This window comes from Amycolatopsis sp. NPDC043887, from assembly GCF_056435665.1.
The window spans coordinates 120,293-136,973 of the sequence record NZ_JBWKEB010000004.1 but is presented as its reverse complement, the minus strand read 5'-3'; the positions used below and the strand labels follow the sequence as shown (position 1 = coordinate 136,973).

The 16,681-nt window shown below is 72.6% G+C and carries 3 protein-coding genes; all 3 read right to left on the bottom strand.

Going from position 1 to position 16,681, the window contains the following annotated elements; genetic code table 11:
- Positions 1 to 152: 152 nt before the first annotated feature.
- The 3 genes from AC069H_RS12675 to AC069H_RS12665 are packed head-to-tail and all read right to left on the bottom strand — an operon-like array spanning position 153 to position 16,606.
- On the bottom strand, positions 153 to 9,977 hold the full coding sequence (locus AC069H_RS12675) for an SDR family NAD(P)-dependent oxidoreductase (RefSeq protein ID WP_478232338.1): 9,825 nt from the start codon (positions 9,975 to 9,977) through the stop codon (positions 153 to 155).
- 18 nt (positions 9,978 to 9,995) lie between these two features.
- A complete protein-coding gene (locus AC069H_RS12670; protein ID WP_219152973.1) occupies positions 9,996 to 10,217 on the bottom strand; it encodes a hypothetical protein in 222 nt (73 codons plus the stop codon).
- On the bottom strand, positions 10,217 to 16,606 hold the full coding sequence (locus AC069H_RS12665) for an SDR family NAD(P)-dependent oxidoreductase (protein ID WP_478232337.1): 6,390 nt from the start codon (positions 16,604 to 16,606) through the stop codon (positions 10,217 to 10,219). The genes AC069H_RS12670 and AC069H_RS12665 overlap by 1 nt, the downstream gene beginning before the upstream one ends.
- Positions 16,607 to 16,681 lie beyond the last annotated feature (75 nt).

Genomic DNA, 16,681 nt, shown 5'->3' with positions numbered 1-16,681 from the left:
TGTGGTGGGGGAGAGAGTGGGGGGGATTGGGGTGGAGGGAGAAAAAAAAAGGGAAGGGGGGGGGGGGGGGGGGGGGGTGGGGTGGGGGGGGGGGGGGGGTTGGTTCCCCACCCCAACCCCCCCCCCACGACCACCTGGACCGGGGAACCCCTTCAGCCCTGCTCGGCGGTCGACATCGCCCGGCTGATCAGGTCCCCCACGTCCAGATCGTCGATCGACTCGGCGGACACCGTGGCCTCGGACTCGGGCAGTTCCTCGGCCAGCTTCACCAGAGCCTCCAGCACCCCCAGTTCCCGGAGCCGCTCGACCGGCGCGCCCGCCAGCGCCCGCCGCAGCCGCGCCTCGTCGGGCACCGCGACCTCCGGGAACAGCAGTGTCCGGAGGTGTGCCGCGAGCGCCGAGGGGGTCGGGTGGTCGAACACCACCGTCGCCCCGAGTTGCCGTCCCGCCGCGGCCGCGAGCCGGTTGCGCAGTTCGACCGACGTCAGTGAGTCGAAGCCGAGGTCGGTGAACGCGTGGTCCGGATCCACCTCGTCCGCCGTGGCGAAGCCGAGCACCTGCGCGGTCTGCGTCCGGACCAGGTCTTCCACCGCCTCGGGAGTGAGGGCGGCGGATTCCGCGACCGGGGAAGCCGTCCGCCGCACGGGAAGCCGGACGAGCCCGGTGAGCAGCGCGGGCAGCACACCCGCCCTGGCCTGGTCCCGCAGCCCCGCCAGGTCGAGTTTGACCGGTACGGCCACCGGCCCGGGTGCCAGGTCGAACAACGCCGCGCCCTCTTCCGGTGTGAGCGCCCCGAAGCCGTCACGCCGCATCCTGTCGATCAGCGCCTGGTCGAGCACCCCGCCCATCCCCTCGGCGGCCCACATCCCGTACGCGAGCGACCGCGCGGGCAGGCCGTCGGCGTGCCGTCGCTCGGCCAGCGCGTCGAGGTAGGCGTTGGCCGCGGCGTAGTTGCCCTGCCCCGGCCCGCCGAGCACGCCGGACACCGACGAGACCAGCACGAACTCGGTCAGCGGCCGGTCGAGGGTCAGTTCGTGCAGGTGACGGGCGCCATCGGCCTTTGGACCGAGCACCCGGTCCAGGCGTTCCGGGGTCAGCGCGGTGACGACGCCATCGTCGAGCACACCCGCCGCGTGCACGATGCCCGACAGCTCGGGGATGCCGTCCAGCAGAGCGGCGACCGCGTCGCGATCGGCGACGTCGCACGCTTCGACGCGCACCTCGGCGCCCAGCTCGCCCAGCCGGGCGGCCAGTTCTTGGGCGCCGGGAGCGGCGAGGCCGCGACGACTGGTGAGGACCAGCCGCCCGACTCCATGTTCGGTCACGAGCCGTTCGGCCAGTTTCGCGCCGACACCACCGGTACCGCCGGTGATCAGCACCGTGCCCGCGGACTCCCAGTCCGGTTTCGGGCCGGGCTCGGCCCGGACCAGTCGCGGCACCTCGGCGCGGCCGTCCCGCACCCGGACCCGGGGCTCACCGGTGGCCAGTGCGATGTCCACATCGGACACCTCGCCGTCGAGGATGACGAACCGGCCGGGGTTCTCGGCTTGCGCGGACCGCACCAGGCCGGCCGCGGCCGCGTCGTCGAGCCCATCGCCGGTGACCACCACCAGCCGCGAGCCGGAGAACCGGGGCTCGGACAGGAACCGTTGCAGGACTTCGAGGACAGCGTGGATCCCCGCCGACGGCACCGGCAGGACGACCACCGGCGGGACCGGCTCGGTCACCTCGTCCCACCGCACCCACGGCACCGGCGTGGCGGACGCCGCCTCGGCCGCGATGTGCTCGACGCGGAACAGCGACCGGTCTTCCCCGGCCCGCACCTGTTCGCCGGTGACCGCGCGGACGACCAGTGAGCCGACCGACAGCACCGGTGCCCCGGCGAGGTCGGTCAGGTCGACCGCGACCTCCCCGGGCGCGAGGAACCGCAGCCGCGCGCGGACCGTCGTGGCGCCGGTCGCGTGCAGACTGACGTCGCTCCAGCTGAACGGCAGCGCCCCCGATTCCCCACCCTCGCCGAGGAACATGCCGTGCAGGGCGGCGTCGAACAACGCCGGGTGGATCCCGAACCGGGCCGCGTCCTCCCGGGCGTCCTCGGGCAGCGAGATCTCGGCGTAGCGGTCCTCACCGTGCCGCCACGCCGCACGCAGGCCCTGGAAGAGCGGGCCGTAGACGAACCCGCGGTCGGCGAGGTCGTCGTAGAACGAGCCGAGGTCGATGGGTTCGAGACCGTCCGGCCACGCGAAGCCCTTCGCGGGCGGCTCGGCCTCGGCCAGCAGGCCGAGCGCGTTGAGTTCCCAATCCTCGCCGGGGATCCGCGAGTGGATGGTCACCGCCGCCGCGGCGCTGACCGCGACCTGCAGTTCGAGAGGCCCGCTCTCGGGGAGCACGACGGGAGCGTGCAAGGTCAGTTCGACCAGCCGCGGCCGCCCGGCCTCGTCACCCGCCCGGACGGCGAGTTCGGCGAGCGCCGCGCCCGGCAGCAGGACGGTGTCGTGCACCGTGTGCCCGGCGAGCCAGGGGTGGGTCGCGAGCGAGATCCGTCCGGTGAGGACGGTGCCGTCGCTCTCGGCGAGCGAGAGCCCGGCGGCGAGCAGCGGATGCCCCGGCGAGTCCAGCCCCGCCGAGGTGAGGTCTCCGACCGGGGCCGGTTCGAGCCAGAAGTGCTTGCGCTGGAAAGGATACGTCGGAAGGTCGACCGCGCGGGCACCGGGCAGCACGGCGTCCCAGTCGACGTGGACACCTTGGACGTGGAGGGTGGCGAGCGCGGTCATCGCCGTCACGGCTTCGTCGCGCCCCTTGCGCAGCAGGGGAATGCCGTCGGTGAGTGGCGACAGCACCGCGTCGGGGCCGATTTCGAGGAACTTCGTGACCCCCTCCGCGCGAAGCTCCTCGACCGCCGCGGCGAACCGGACGGTCTCCCGGACGTGCGCGACCCAGTACTCCGGGTCGGCCACGTTCGACGGCATCGGGATACGCGGCTCCGAGAACGTCAGTTCCCGGACCACCGCGGCGAACTCGTCCAGCATCGGTTCCATCAGCACCGAATGGAACGCGTGCGACACGTCCAGCCGCTTCGTCTTGCGATCGGCGAACCGGGCCACGACGGCGAGTGTCGGCTCCTCGGCACCCGAAAGCACCACCGAAGACGGTCCGTTGACCGCCCCCAGCGAGACACCCTCGGGCAACTCCCCGATCTCGTCCTCCGACGCCTGGACGGCGACCATCACCCCGCCCGGCGGCAAGGCCTGCATCAACCGGCCACGTGCCGTCACGAGCTTCGCCGCGTCGGCCAACGACAGCACTCCGGCGACATGCGCCGCCGCGATCTCACCGATCGAATGGCCCGCCAAGTAATCCGGCCGCACACCCCACGACTCCACCAACCGGAACAGGGCCACTTCCAACGCGAAAATCGCCGGCTGCGCGAACTCCGTCCGGCTCAACTCCCCGAATTCCGGCAGCAGCGCGCACACCTCGTCATACGCCGCCGCGAACACCGGGAACGCCCGGTACAGCGAAGCACCCATTCCCGGCCGTTGCGAACCCTGACCGGTGAACAGGAAGGCCAGCTTGCCCCGGGTCGCACGACCGGTGATCCCGCCGCCGGCGGCGATGGCTTCGAGCCCGGCTCGCAGACTCTCCGCGTCCGCGCCGACGACCGCGGCCCGGCGCTCGTGCGCGGTCCGCGTTGTGGCCAGGGAGTACGCCACGTCGCGGGGATCGGCATCGTCCACAAGGGACAGGAGGGCACGGGCCTGGTCGGCGACGGCCTGATCGGTTTTCGCCGACAGCACCCACGGAACGACGCCGTGCGAAGCGGGCTCAGCGGGCGCTTCGGCCGGGACCTGCTCCAGGACGACGTGCGCGTTCGTCCCGCTGATCCCGAACGACGACACCCCGGCCCGGCGAGGACGGCTCACCTCCGGCCACGGCCTCGAGTCACGGAGCAGTTCCACGGCGCCGGCGTCCCAGTCGATCTCCGCCGACGGTTCCGCCGCGTGCAGGGTCCGCGGCAGCACACCCCGGCGCATCGCCTCGACCATCTTGATGATCCCGGCGACCCCGGCGGCGGCCTGCGTGTGACCGAGGTTCGACTTGACCGAACCGAACCACAACGGTTCGTCCCGCTCGGCGCCGTAGGTCGCGATGAGCGCCTGCGCCTCGATCGGGTCGCCCAGCCGCGTGCCCGTCCCGTGCGCCTCGACCGCGTCGATGTCCGAAGTGGACAGACCGGCGTCGGCGAGCGCGGCGCGGATCACGCGCTGCTGCGAGGGCCCGTTGGGCGCGGTGAGGCCGTTGGACGCGCCGTCCTGGTTGACCGCGGAACCGCGCACCACGGCCAGCACCGGATGCCCGTTGCGGCGAGCGTCCGAAAGCCGCTCCAGCACGAGCACCCCGGCGCCTTCCGACCAGCCGGTGCCGTCGGCGCCGGCGGAGAACGACTTGCAGCGCCCGTCCGGGGAAAGCCCGCGCTGACGGGAGAAGTCGAGGAAGGTCTCCGGCGTCGCCATCACGGTGACCCCGCCGGCGAGCGCCATGTCGCACTCGCCCGCCCGCAGCGACCGGGCGGCCAGATGCAGGGCGACCAGCGACGACGAACACGCCGTGTCGACCGACACCGCCGGACCTTCCAGCCCGAGGGTGTACGCGATCCGCCCGGACAGGACGCTGGCCGAGGTCCCGGTGCCCAGGAATCCGGCGACACTGTCGGGCACCCTGGCCAGTTTCGCGGCGTAGTCGTAGTACATGATCCCGGCGAACACACCGGTGGCGCTGCCCTTCAGCGACGCCGGATCGAGCCGGGCGCGTTCGAGCGCCTCCCAGCTGATCTCCAGCAGCAGGCGTTGCTGCGGGTCCATCGCCAGGGCTTCCCGTGGCGAGATGCCAAAGAACTCGGGATCGAACTCGCCCGCGTCGTGCAGGAAGCCACCGTGCCGGGTGTAGGTCTTGCCGGGCAGGCCGGGTTCGGGGTCGTAGATCCCGTCGACGTCCCAGCCACGTCCGCCGGGGAACGGCGAGATCGCGTCGGTGCCCGCGGCCACGAGTTCCCACAGCTCCTCGGGTGACCGGACATCGCCGGGATACCGGCAGCTCATCGCGACGATCGCGATCGGCTCGTCGGCGGCGCGCCGGGTCACCACCGGACGCGCCGGTTCCGGGGCGCCGAGCAGTTCGGCGCCGAGGTACGCGGCCACCGCCGCCGGGCTCGGATGATCGAAGACGAGCGTCGCGGGCAGCCGCAACCCGGTCTCCGTGGTGAGTTCGTTGCGCAGTTCGACGGCGGTCAGCGAGTCGAAGCCCAGTTCCGTGAACGGCCGCGACGGCTCAACGGTGCCCGCGCCCGCCCGGCCGAGGACAGCCGCGACGCGTGCCCGGACCAGGTCGATCAGCAGGGCTTCCCGGTCGGTTTCGGACAGCCCGGCGAGCCGTCCCGCCAGCCCGGTATCGGTGCGGCGGGCGGCTTCGCGACGAGTCCGGACGCGGACCAGGCCGCGCAACAACGGCGGGACACCGGCGTTCCGCACGGCGGCGAGGTCGAGCCGCATGGGGACGAGGACGGCACCGCCGTCGGCCACGGCGGCGTCGAACAGCGCGAGCCCCTCTTCCGGTTCGAGAGCGCCGAAGCCGTCCCTGCCGATCCGGTCCCGGTCGGTGCCGCTCAGCGAAGCACCCATCCCGTCTCGCCACAGACCCCACGCGAGTGACTGCGCGGGCTTCCCGGCGGCGCGGCGTCGCAGGGCGAGAGCGTCCAGCTCGGCGTTCGCCGCCGAGTACGCCCCCTGCCCCGGTGAGCCGAACACCCCGGCGATCGAGGAGAACAGCACGAAGAAGTCGAGGTCACCGGTGAGTTCGTCGAGTACATGGGCGGCCGTGGCCTTCGCCCGGTACACGGCGGCGACCCGCTCGGGGGTGAGCGACGTGACCACACCGTCGTCGAGGACACCCGCCGCATGGACGACGCCGGTGACCGGAGGCTCGGCCCGCGCCAGGAGGTCGCGAACCTGATCGCGATCGGAGACGTCGCAGGCCTCGATCCGGGCCCCGAGTTCGTCGGCGAGTTCCCGGGCACCGGGCGCGGCCTCGCCACGGCGGCTGACCAGCAGCAGATGCCGGACGCCGTGCGCGGTGACCAGATGCCGGGCGAGGCGGGCGCCGAGCCCACCGGTGCCACCGGTGATCAGCACGGTCCCGGAAGTGTCCAGTGTGGACTCACCGGTGCCTGCTCTGGCCAGGCGCGGCGCGAACAGGCTTCCGCCGTCGGCGTGCACTTCGGGTTCACCGGTGCCGAGGGCGGCTTCGACGTCGGCATGCGTGCCGCGGACCAGGACGATCCGGCCCGGATGCTCGGTCTGCGCGGCCCGGACCAGCCCTTCGACCGCGCCTTCGCGATCGGTCAGCACCACCAGCGGAGCTGGCTCGTCCGTGGCCAGGAAGTCTTGCAACGCGAGGAGAGTGGTGTCGAGCGAATCGGCTTCCACCACCGCCGCGGGCGTGATGTCCTCAGAACCGGTGGGAAGCGGCACGTCTTCGACACGATAGAGACCGTCCCGCACCGAGGTGGTGGCCGTGACGGCGCGGACGCTGAGCCCGCCCACGGAGGCGACGGGCGTCCCCGTGCCGTCGGCGAGGTCCAGCGCGAAGCCGTCGGCGACCGGCCGAGCGTGCACGCGCAGTTCGGTCGCGCCCCGCGCGTGCAGCACGACGTCACGCCAGGCGAACGGCACCGAACCCTGGTCCTCGCCGGTGACGGCGGTGGCCTGGAGCGCGGCGTCCAGCAGTGCCGGGTGCAGACCGAACTTCGCCGCCTGCCCCGGCTCCGGCAGAGCGACTTCGGCGAAGATCTCCGTGTCGCGACGCCAGACCTTGCGCAGGCCGCGGAACATCGGCCCGTACGCGAGTCCGGCGGCGGCCAGCTGGTCGTAGGCGTCTTCGAGCCCCAGCGATTCGGCGTTCTCCGGCGGCCAAACGGTGTCCATAGTGGACACCGGCGGAGCGCCGAGGAAGCCGGTCGCGTGGGTGACCCACGGCCGCTCCGGAAGCCGCGAATGGATCGACACCGGACGGCGTCCGTGCTCGTCGGCCGCGCCCGCGACGACCTGGACCTCCGGCGCGGTGCCGGGTTCGAGGACCAGCGGTTCCCGCAGGACCAGCTCTTCCACGCCCGCGCAGCCCGCTTCGTCGCCCGCGCGGACGGCGAGTTCGGCGAACGCGGTACCGGGGACGAGCACGTGGCCCGCGACGACGTGGTCGGCCAGCCACGGATGCCGGTCGAGCGAGAGGCGTCCCGTGAGCAGCACACCGTCGTCGGCGGCGACGGACACGGCTGCGCCGAGCAGTGGGTGGTCGGCTGCGGCGAGCCCGGCCGCGGTGACGTCGGCGTCGCTTTCCTGGCCGAGCCAGAAGTACTCGTGCTGGAAGGCGTACGTCGGCAGTTCGGTGAACCGGCCGCCGCCGAGGTAGGCGGCCCAGTCGACGGGGACACCGCGCGTGTGCAGCGTGCCGAGCGCGGAGACCAGCTGCCGGGGTTCGTCGTGACCGCGGCGCAGCGCGGGCACGCAGGCGTCGACGAGCGCGCTGAGCACGGCGTCCGGGCCGAGCTCGAAGAACTTCGTGACCCCGGCGGCGGTCAGGCGCTCGACCGCGCCGGCGAAGCGCACGGTCTCCCGGACATGCGTGACCCAATACGCCGGGTCCGTCAGGTCCGCGGTCTCCGCCACGGTGGACACGATCGGAATCCGCGGCGCCGCGAACTCCAGGCCCCGCACCACGTCGGCGAAGTCGTCCAGCATCGGCTCCATCAGCACCGAGTGGAACGCGTGCGACACGTCCAGCCGCTTGGTCTTCCGGTCGCTGAACCGAGCCGCGAGCGCGAGCGTGGCTTCCTCGGCACCCGAAAGCACCACCGACGACGAACCGTTCACCGCGGCCAGCGAGACACCGTCGGGCAAGTCCCCGATCTCGTCCTCCGACGCCTGAACTGCGACCATCACGCCGCCCGGCGGCAAAGCCTGCATCAACCGGCCCCGCGCCACGACGAGTTTCGCCGCGTCCGTCAACGAAAGCACACCAGCGACATGCGCGGCCGCGATCTCACCGATCGAATGCCCCGCCAGGTAGTCCGGCCGGACACCCCACGACTCCACCAACCGGAACAACGCCACTTCCAGGGCGAAAATCGCCGGCTGCGCGAACTCCGTCCGCGACAGATCCCCGAACTCCGGCAGCAGCGCGCACACCTCGTCATACGCCGCCGCGAACACCGGGAACGCCTCGTACAACGAAGCACCCATCCCCGGCCGCTGAGAACCCTGACCGGTGAACAGGAAGGCCAGCCCACCCTCCATCACCCGGGACCCCGCACCCTCGGCCACTTCGGACAGACCCGCCGAGAGGGTTTCCCAGTCCGTGCCCGTGACGACGGCCCGGTACGGCAGCGCCGCCCGGGTGGTCAGCGTGTGCGCGACGTCGATCGGCTCGGCGGTACCGGCCACGGAAAGCAGACGGGCCGCTTGTGCGGCCAGCGCCGGTTCCGTGGCCGCGGAGAGCAGCAGCGGTACGACGGCGGGCGCGTCCTGTGCGGCGGCGGGCGCCTCGGGCGGGGCCTGCTCCAGCACGACGTGCGCGTTCGTCCCGCTGATCCCGAACGACGACACCGCCGCCGAACGGGGCCGCCCGGTCTCGGGCCATGGTGTGCGTTCGGTCAGCAGCGAGACCGGCCCGGCGGACCAGTCGACCTCGCGGCTGGGCGTGCCGACGTTGAGGGTGGGCGGCAGGACCCCGTGACGCATCGCCTCGACCATCTTGATGATCCCGGCGACCCCGGCCGCGGCCTGCGCGTGCCCGAAGTTCGACTTGACCGAGCCGAGGAACAGCGGGCGATCACGATCACGGCCGTAGGTGGCCATCAGCGCTTCGGCCTCGATCGGGTCACCCAGCCTGGTGCCCGTGCCGTGCGCCTCGATGGCATCTACGTCTGAAGTGGACAGTCGCGCGTCGGCGAGCGCGGCGCGGATCACGCGCTGCTGTGACGGACCGTTCGGGGCGGTGAGGCCGTTGGAAGCGCCGTCGGAGTTCACCGCGGAACCCCGCACCACGGCGAGGATCCGGTGCCCGTTGCGCTGGGCGTCGGACAGCTTCTCCAGCACGAGCATCCCGACACCCTCGGCCCAGGCGGTGCCGTCGGCGGCGTCGGAGAACGACTTGCAGCGCCCGTCCGGCGCCAGGCCGCGCTGCCGCGCGAAATCGACGAAGATCCCCGGCGAGGCCATCAGGTTGACGCCACCGGCGAGGGCGAGCGTGCACTCTCCCGCGCGCAGCCCGCGCACCGCCGCGTGCACCGCGACCAGCGACGACGAACACGCCGTGTCGATCGAGACCGCCGGGCCCTCCAGACCGAGCTGGTAGGCGATCCGTCCGGAGTGGACACTGCAGGTGGTGCCGGTGAGCAGGTAGCCGTCCACCGTGTCGCCCGGATTGTGCAGACGCGGCCCGTACTCCTGCGCGGAAACGCCGACATAGACACCGGTGGGGCTGCCGCGCAGCGCTGCCGGGTCGAGGCCGGCGCGTTCGACGGCCTCCCAGCCGACCTCCAGCAGCAGCCGCTGCTGCGGTTCCATGGCCAGCGCCTCACGCGGCGAGATCCCGAAGAACTCGGCGTCGAATCCGGCGGCACCGGGCAGGAAACCACCGGTGCGCACGTAGGTGGTGCCGCGCCGGTCGGGGTCGTCGTCGAACAGGCCGGAGGTGTCCCAGCCGCGGTCGGCCGGGAACTCGCCGATGCCCTCGCGGCCGCCCTCGACCAGGTCCCACAGCGCGGCGGGCGTGTCGGCCCCGCCGGGGAACCGGCAGGCCATGCCGACGATCGCGATCGGCTCGTGCCGTCCGTCCTCGGCGTCACGCAGCCGTTCCCGGGTCCGGTGCAGGTCCCCGGTCACCCGCTTCAGCAGGTCGAGAAGCTTCTCTTGGTCCGCCATCACACCCTCGCTCGGTGGTCAGAAGATCTCGTCGGTGAGGAAGTCGAAGACCTTGTCGACAGCGGCGTCGAAGAGCAGGTCGTCGAATTCGTCGTCCTTGTCGCCCGCCGCGTAGGCCAGCAGCAGCTTCTTCAGCGGCTTGGCGACCTTCTTGCGGTCTTCGGGATCCAGCTCGCCGAGGCGTTCGCCCAGCCGCTCGATGTCGGCCAGCACCTTGGCGACGGCTTTCTTGTCCGCCATCACGAAATGCCCAGTTCGGTGGCCAGGAAGTCGACGACCTCGTCCGCGGTCGCGTCCTCCAGCCGTCCGCCGACGCCGGTCCCCGTCGTGGTGATGCCGTCGAGCAGCGTCCGCAGACGGACGGCGACCGCGGTCCGGCCGTCGTCGTCGACGGCGGTCAGGCGTTCCGCGAGCCGGTCGAGTCCGGCGAGCACCGCGTCGGCCGCGCTGAGCGACGGAGGGGCCAGTTCGGACAGGAGATGCCCGGCGAGTGTCGCGACGGTCGGATGGTCGAAGACCGCGGTGGCCGAGAGGCGCAGCCCGGTGACGGTGTTGATCCGGTTGCGCAGTTCCACCGACGTCAGCGAGTCGAAGCCGAGGTCCTTGAACGCGCGGGCCGGATCGATCATGCCGCCCGCCTCGTGGCCGAGGACGGCGGCGGCGTTGTGCCGCACCAGGTCGATCAGCAAAGCCGTGCGCTCCTCGTCGGGCAGTGCGGTGAGCCGCTCGCCGAGACCGGCGCCGCCCGTGGTCGCGGGCGCCGCCGCGCGCCGGGTGGTGACCTTGGCGAGACCGCGCAGCACGGGCGCCACTTCGGTGGTCCTGGCGTGGGCGCGCAACGCGGCGCGGTCCAGTTCGATCGGCAGGACGGCGGTGAACCCGCCGTCGAGGGCGGCGTCGAACCGGGCCAGCCCGGACTCCGCGGTCAGCGGCGGCAGGCCTTCGCGCGCCATGCGGTCGACGTCGTTCTCGGCCAGCCCGCTGCCCATGCCTTCCCGCCAGAGCCCCCATGCGAGCGAGACCGCGGGCAAGCCCTGTGTCCTGCGGTGGGCGGCCAAGGCGTCCAGGAACGTGTTCGCGGCGGCGTAGGCGGCCTGGCCCGCAGAGCCGACGATCCCGGACACCGACGAGTAGAGCGCGAAGAGCGCGAGGTCGTGGCCGAGGGTGAGTTCGTGCAGATGCCAGGCGGCGTCCACCTTGGGGCGCAACACTTTCGCGAGCCTCTCGGGGGTCAGGCCGGTCAGCACGCCGTCGTCGAGGACACCCGCGGTGTGCACGACGCCGGTCAGCTCGACACCGTCCAGCAGTACGGCGAGCGCGTCCCGGTCGGCGACGTCACAGGCCACGACCCGGACTTCGGCACCCAGATCGGTGAGCTCCGCCGCCAGCTCTCCCGCGCCCGGCGCGTCCGGGCCGCGGCGGCTGGTGAGCAGCAGCCTGCGGACGCCGTGCGTGGTCACGAGATGCCTCGCGACGAGTGCCCCGAGCCCGCCCGTGCCGCCGGTGACGAGCACCGTCCGGTCCGGATCGAGCGCTCGCGGGACGGTGAGCGCGACCTTGCCGACATGCCTGGCCTGGCTGACGAACCGGAACGCGTCGGGCGCGTGCCGGACGTCCCAGGTCCGCACCGGCAACGGGGTGAGCGCGCCCTGGTCGAACAGCGCGATCAGCTCGGCCCAGATCTCGGCGGTGCGCGTCCGGCCCGCTTCGATCAGGTCGAAGGCGCGGTAGGCGACGTTCTCCGGCGCGCGGACGTCGGTCTTGCCCATTTCGAGGAACCGGCCGCCGGACGCGGTCACACCGAGCGAGGCGTCGACGAAATCGCCCGCGAGGGAGTTGAGCACGACGTCGACCCCGCGTCCGCCGGTCGCGGTCCGGAAGGCTTCGGCGAAGTCGAGGGTCCGCGAGGACGCGATGTGGTCCGAGGGCAGCCCGGCCGCGCGCAGGACGTGCTGCTTGCCCTCACTGGCGGTGCCGAACACCTCGGCGCCCAGCCGGCGGGCGAGCTGGGTCGCCGCCATCCCGACCCCGCCCGCGGCCGAATGGATCAGGATCGACTCGCCCGCTTTCAGACCGGCCAGGTCGACCAGCGCGTAGTAGGCGGTCAGGAAGACGAGCGGCACGGTCGCGGCCTGCTCGTCGGTCCAGGCGTCCGGGACCCGCGTCAGGAACGGGCGTTCGCCGACGGCGACCGGGCCGATCCCGCCGTGCACCATGCCCATCACCCGGTCACCCGGCGCCAGGTCGGTCACCGCGGCGCCGGTGGCCAGCACGGTCCCGGCGATCTCGCAGCCCAGCGGCCCGGCCTCGCCGGGGTACATCCCCAGGACGTTCAGCACGTCACGGAAGTTCAGCCCCGCCGCGCGGACGGCGATGCGCACGTCCTCCGGTCCGAGGTCCGGCTCGTCGGCGGTCTCCAGGACGAGGTCGTCGACCGTGCCCTCACCGGACTTGCCCAGCCGCCAAGGCCCGGCGGGCGGCAACAGGACTCCCGCGCCCGCCTCGGCGATCCTCGGCACGAGCGGGACGCCGTCGCGCACGGCGACCTGCGGTTCCCCGGTCGCCACCGCCATCGGCACGTCTTCGGCCTCGCCGTCGACGAGGACGAACCGGCCCTGGTGCTCGGCTTGGGCGCTGCGCACCAGACCCCAGATCGACGCGGCCGCCGGATCCGTGGCGTCCGGTCCCGCCGCGTGTCGCGTGTGGACGACCAAAGTGGACTCTTCCCGCGTCACCCAGTCCTGCAGCACTTCCAGGACACGGGCGCCGAGCTCGTGCGCGGAGGTGACCGGGTCGCCTTCGGGCAGCACCGACAGCACCGCGGGCTTGCCGGGGACGACCTCCGGATACGCCGTGCACGCCACCGGTTCGGCGACCGCGATCGGCGTCCAGTCCACAGTGAACAGTCCACCGGGGAGTTCCCGGCCGCGGGCGACCGGGCGGCGGACGGCCAGCGAGCCGACGCTCAGCACCTCGGCGCCCGAGGGGTCGACGGCGACCAGCGACACGGTGTCCGCCGCGTGGAACGTGATCCGCAGCCGCAACGCGGTCGCGCCGCTCGCCCGCAGGCGGACGTCCGACCAGGAGAAGGGCAGCCCACCGGCGGATTCCGCCGACTCACGGAAGAACATCGCGTGCAGCCCGGCGTCCAGCAGGGCCGGATGGATGCCGAAGCCGCCGTCCTCGTCCGCGGGAAGCGCGACCTCGGCGTGGACGTCGTCGCCGTCGATCCACACCGCCCTCAGTCCACGGAACACGCCTTCGTAGCCGAAGCCTGGCAGGTCGTCATAGAAGCCTTCCAGGGACTGGGCTTCACCCGGCGGCGGCCATGCGATCCCCGGGACGTCGGCGTCGCTGTCCGGCGCGAGGACTCCGTTCGCGTGCCGCGTCCACTCCTCGCCGTGCTCCGGTCGCGAATGGACGGTGACCGCTCGGCGGCCGTCGTCGTCCGCGGCGGCCACCACCACCTGGATCTCGGCCGCGGCCGACAGCACGAGCGGGGCGCCCAGGGTCAGTTCCTCCACCCGTCCGCAGCCCGTTTCGGCTCCGGCGTGCAGCGCGAGTTCGAGGAATCCGGTGCCGGGGAAAAGAATGTCGTCGCCGACGCGGTGGCCGTCCAGCCAGGGCTGATCGGTCGTCGAGAGCCGCGCGGTGAACACGGTGTCGCCGCCGGGCACCGCGACCACCGCCCCGAGGAGCGGGTGTTCGGCGCGGCGCAGGCCGAGGCCGCGCGCGTCACGGCCCGGGCCGGGCGTAAGCCAGTACTTCGACCGCTGGAACGGGTAGGTCGGCAAGTCGATCCGGCGCCCGCCCGGGACGAGCGCGGCGAAGTCGACGTCCACCCCGCGGACGTGGGCGGTGCCCAGCGCGGTCAGGAGTTCGGGGACTTCGGGCCGGTCGCGGCGGAGCAACGGGCGCGCGACACCGTCTTCGACCAGCGCCGAGAGGACGCCGTCCGGGCCCAGCTCCAGGTAGGTGCCGCAGCCGTTGTCCCGCAGGACACGCGACGCGTCGGCGAAGCGGACGGTCGCTTCGACGTGGCGGATCCAGTAGTCGGCGGAGTCGTGCCCGCCGATCTCGCCGGTGACCGTCGAGACGATCGGCAGGTTCGCGGGGTGGTAGTCGGCGAGCCGCGCGATCCGGGCGAAGTCGTCGAGCATGTCCCGCATCAACGGGGAGTGGAACGCGTGGCTGACATTGAGCCATTTGACCTTGCCGTCGAAGCCGCCGATCGCCGTCTCCAGCGCGTCACGGGCACCGGACAGCACGACCGCGTCCGTACCGTTGACCGCCGCGATCCCGGCGCGCCGCTCGTGCCCGGCCAGCAGCGCGCGAGCGGCTTCCTCGGAGGCACGCAGGGACACCATCGCGCCGCCTTCGGGCAGCTCACGCATCAGCCTTCCGCGCGCGGTCACCAGCATCGCCGCGTCGGACAGTGACAGCACACCGGCGACGTGCGCGGCCGCGAACTCACCGACCGAATGCCCGCACAGATAAGCCGGGGCGACACCCCAGGACTCCAGCAGCCGGAACAGGGCGACCTCGACGGCGAACAACGCGGGCTGCGCGTAGTCGGTGCGGTCGAGCAACGCCGGGTCGGCCTCGCCGAACACCACGTCCCGCAGCGGCGGATCGAGCTGCAGGTCGACATGCGCGCAGACCTCGTCGAAAGCCTCGGCATAGCCGTCGTAAGCGGCATAGAGCTCGCGGCCCATCGCGATGCGCTGGGCACCCTGCCCGGTGAACAGGTACGCGAGTTCGGCGGGTTCCTGGAGCGGGCCGCCGCGGAGCACCCGTTCGTCGAACGCGGTCAGCGCTTCCGTCAGGCTCGCGGCGTCCGGCGCCAGGACGAAGGCGCGTTCCGTCAGCGTCGCCCGGGTCTTGGCGAGCGAGAAGGCGAGGTCCACCGGATTCGCGTCGACGGCGGCGAGCTGTGCCGCGTGGGCCCGCAACGCGTCCGGATCGGCGGCCGAGAACGCGACGGCGACCGGCGAGGGCGCTGAGGGCGAGGGCTCGGCGGTCGCGACGGGTGCCGGTTCCTCCAGGATCAGGTGGGCGTTCGTGCCGGAGATGCCGAACGACGAGACGGCGGCCCGGCGCGGTTCCCCGCCACGGGGCCAGTCGACCGGCTCGGTCAGCAGGGAGACCGCGCCGGCGGACCAGTCGACCGCCGGGGTCGGATCGGCACCGTGCAGAGATCGCGGCAAACGGCCGTGACGCAGCGCCATGATCATCTTGATCACCCCGGCCGCCCCCGCGGCCGCCTGCGCGTGCCCGATGTTGGCCTTCACCGAACCCAGCCACAGCGGTGTTTCCCGGTCCCGGCCGTACGTCGCGAGCAGCGCCTGCGCCTCGATCGGGTCGCCGAGCGTGGTCCCTGTGCCATGCGCCTCGACGGCGTCCACAGTGGACGCCGACAGTCCGGCGTCGGCCAGCGCGGCGCGGATCACCCGCTGCTGGGACGGGCCGTTCGGCGCGGTGAGCCCGTTCGACGCGCCGTCGGAGTTGACCGCGCTGCCGCGGATCACCGCGAGCACCGGATGTCCGTGCCGTTCGGCGTCGGAAAGCCTTTCAAGGACGAACATCCCGGCCCCTTCGGCCCACGCGGTACCGTCCGCCGCGGCCGAGAACGGCTTGCACCGCCCGTCCGGCGCCAGACCACGCTGGTTCGAGAAAGCCACGAACGGGCCGGGGGTGCCGAGTACGGCGACACCACCGGCGAGCGCGAGGCCGCATTCACCGTTCCGCAGCGCGCGGACCGCGAGATGCAGCGCGACCAGCGAGCCGGAGCAGGCGGTGTCGACGGTCAACGCCGGTCCCTGCAGGCCGAGGGTGTACGCGATCCTTCCGGAAACGACGCTCGGCGCGCTGCCGGTGAGCAGGAGCCCGTCGAGCCCTTCGGGCGCGTCGGCCAGGCGGGTACCGTATTCCTGCGGCTCGGCGCCGACGAACACTCCGGTCCGGCTGCCCGTCAGGGTTCCGGCATCGATCCCGGCGCGTTCCAGCGCCTCCCACGCCGTCTCCAGGACCAGCCGTTGCTGCGGGTCCATCGCCAGCGCCTCACGCGGCGAGATACCGAAGAACCCGGCGTCGAATTCGGCCGCGCCGGGCAGGAAACCGCCGTGGCGCACGTACGTCTTGCCCGGGGTACCCGGTCGCGGGTCGTAGAGACCGTCGACGTCCCAGCCGCGGTCACGGGGGAATTCCGTGACCACGTCCCTGCCTTCGTCCACAATGGACCAGAGGTCCTCGGGTGAGTCCGCGCCGCCGGGGAAGCGGCAGCCGATGCCGACGATCACGATCGGTTCGCCGGTGACCGCACCCCCTTCCGCGGTGTCCGCGGCCTCGGCTCCGAAGAGGCACTCGTCGAGGAAGGCCGCCAGCGATTCGGGTCCGGGATGGTCATAGGCGAGAGTCACCGGGAGTTCGAGGCCGGTCTCGGCGGTCAGCCACGCGTGCAGCTTCACCGCCAGCAGGGAATCGAACCCGAGATCGACGAAGGTACGGCCGGGCGGGAGCGGCCCGTCCAGCACCGCCGACGTCGCCCGGCGCACCAGGCCCAGCAGTATGCGGCGCCGCTCGGCGCGCGGCCTGCTTTCCAGCCTTCGCAGGGAATCCAGCTCGGTCATGCGCGCACTCGCCACCTCGGGTCGCCCGGCACAGGGAAGTCGCGGTCCAGCTAGCCACAGCGGCCCTCGCGGGCG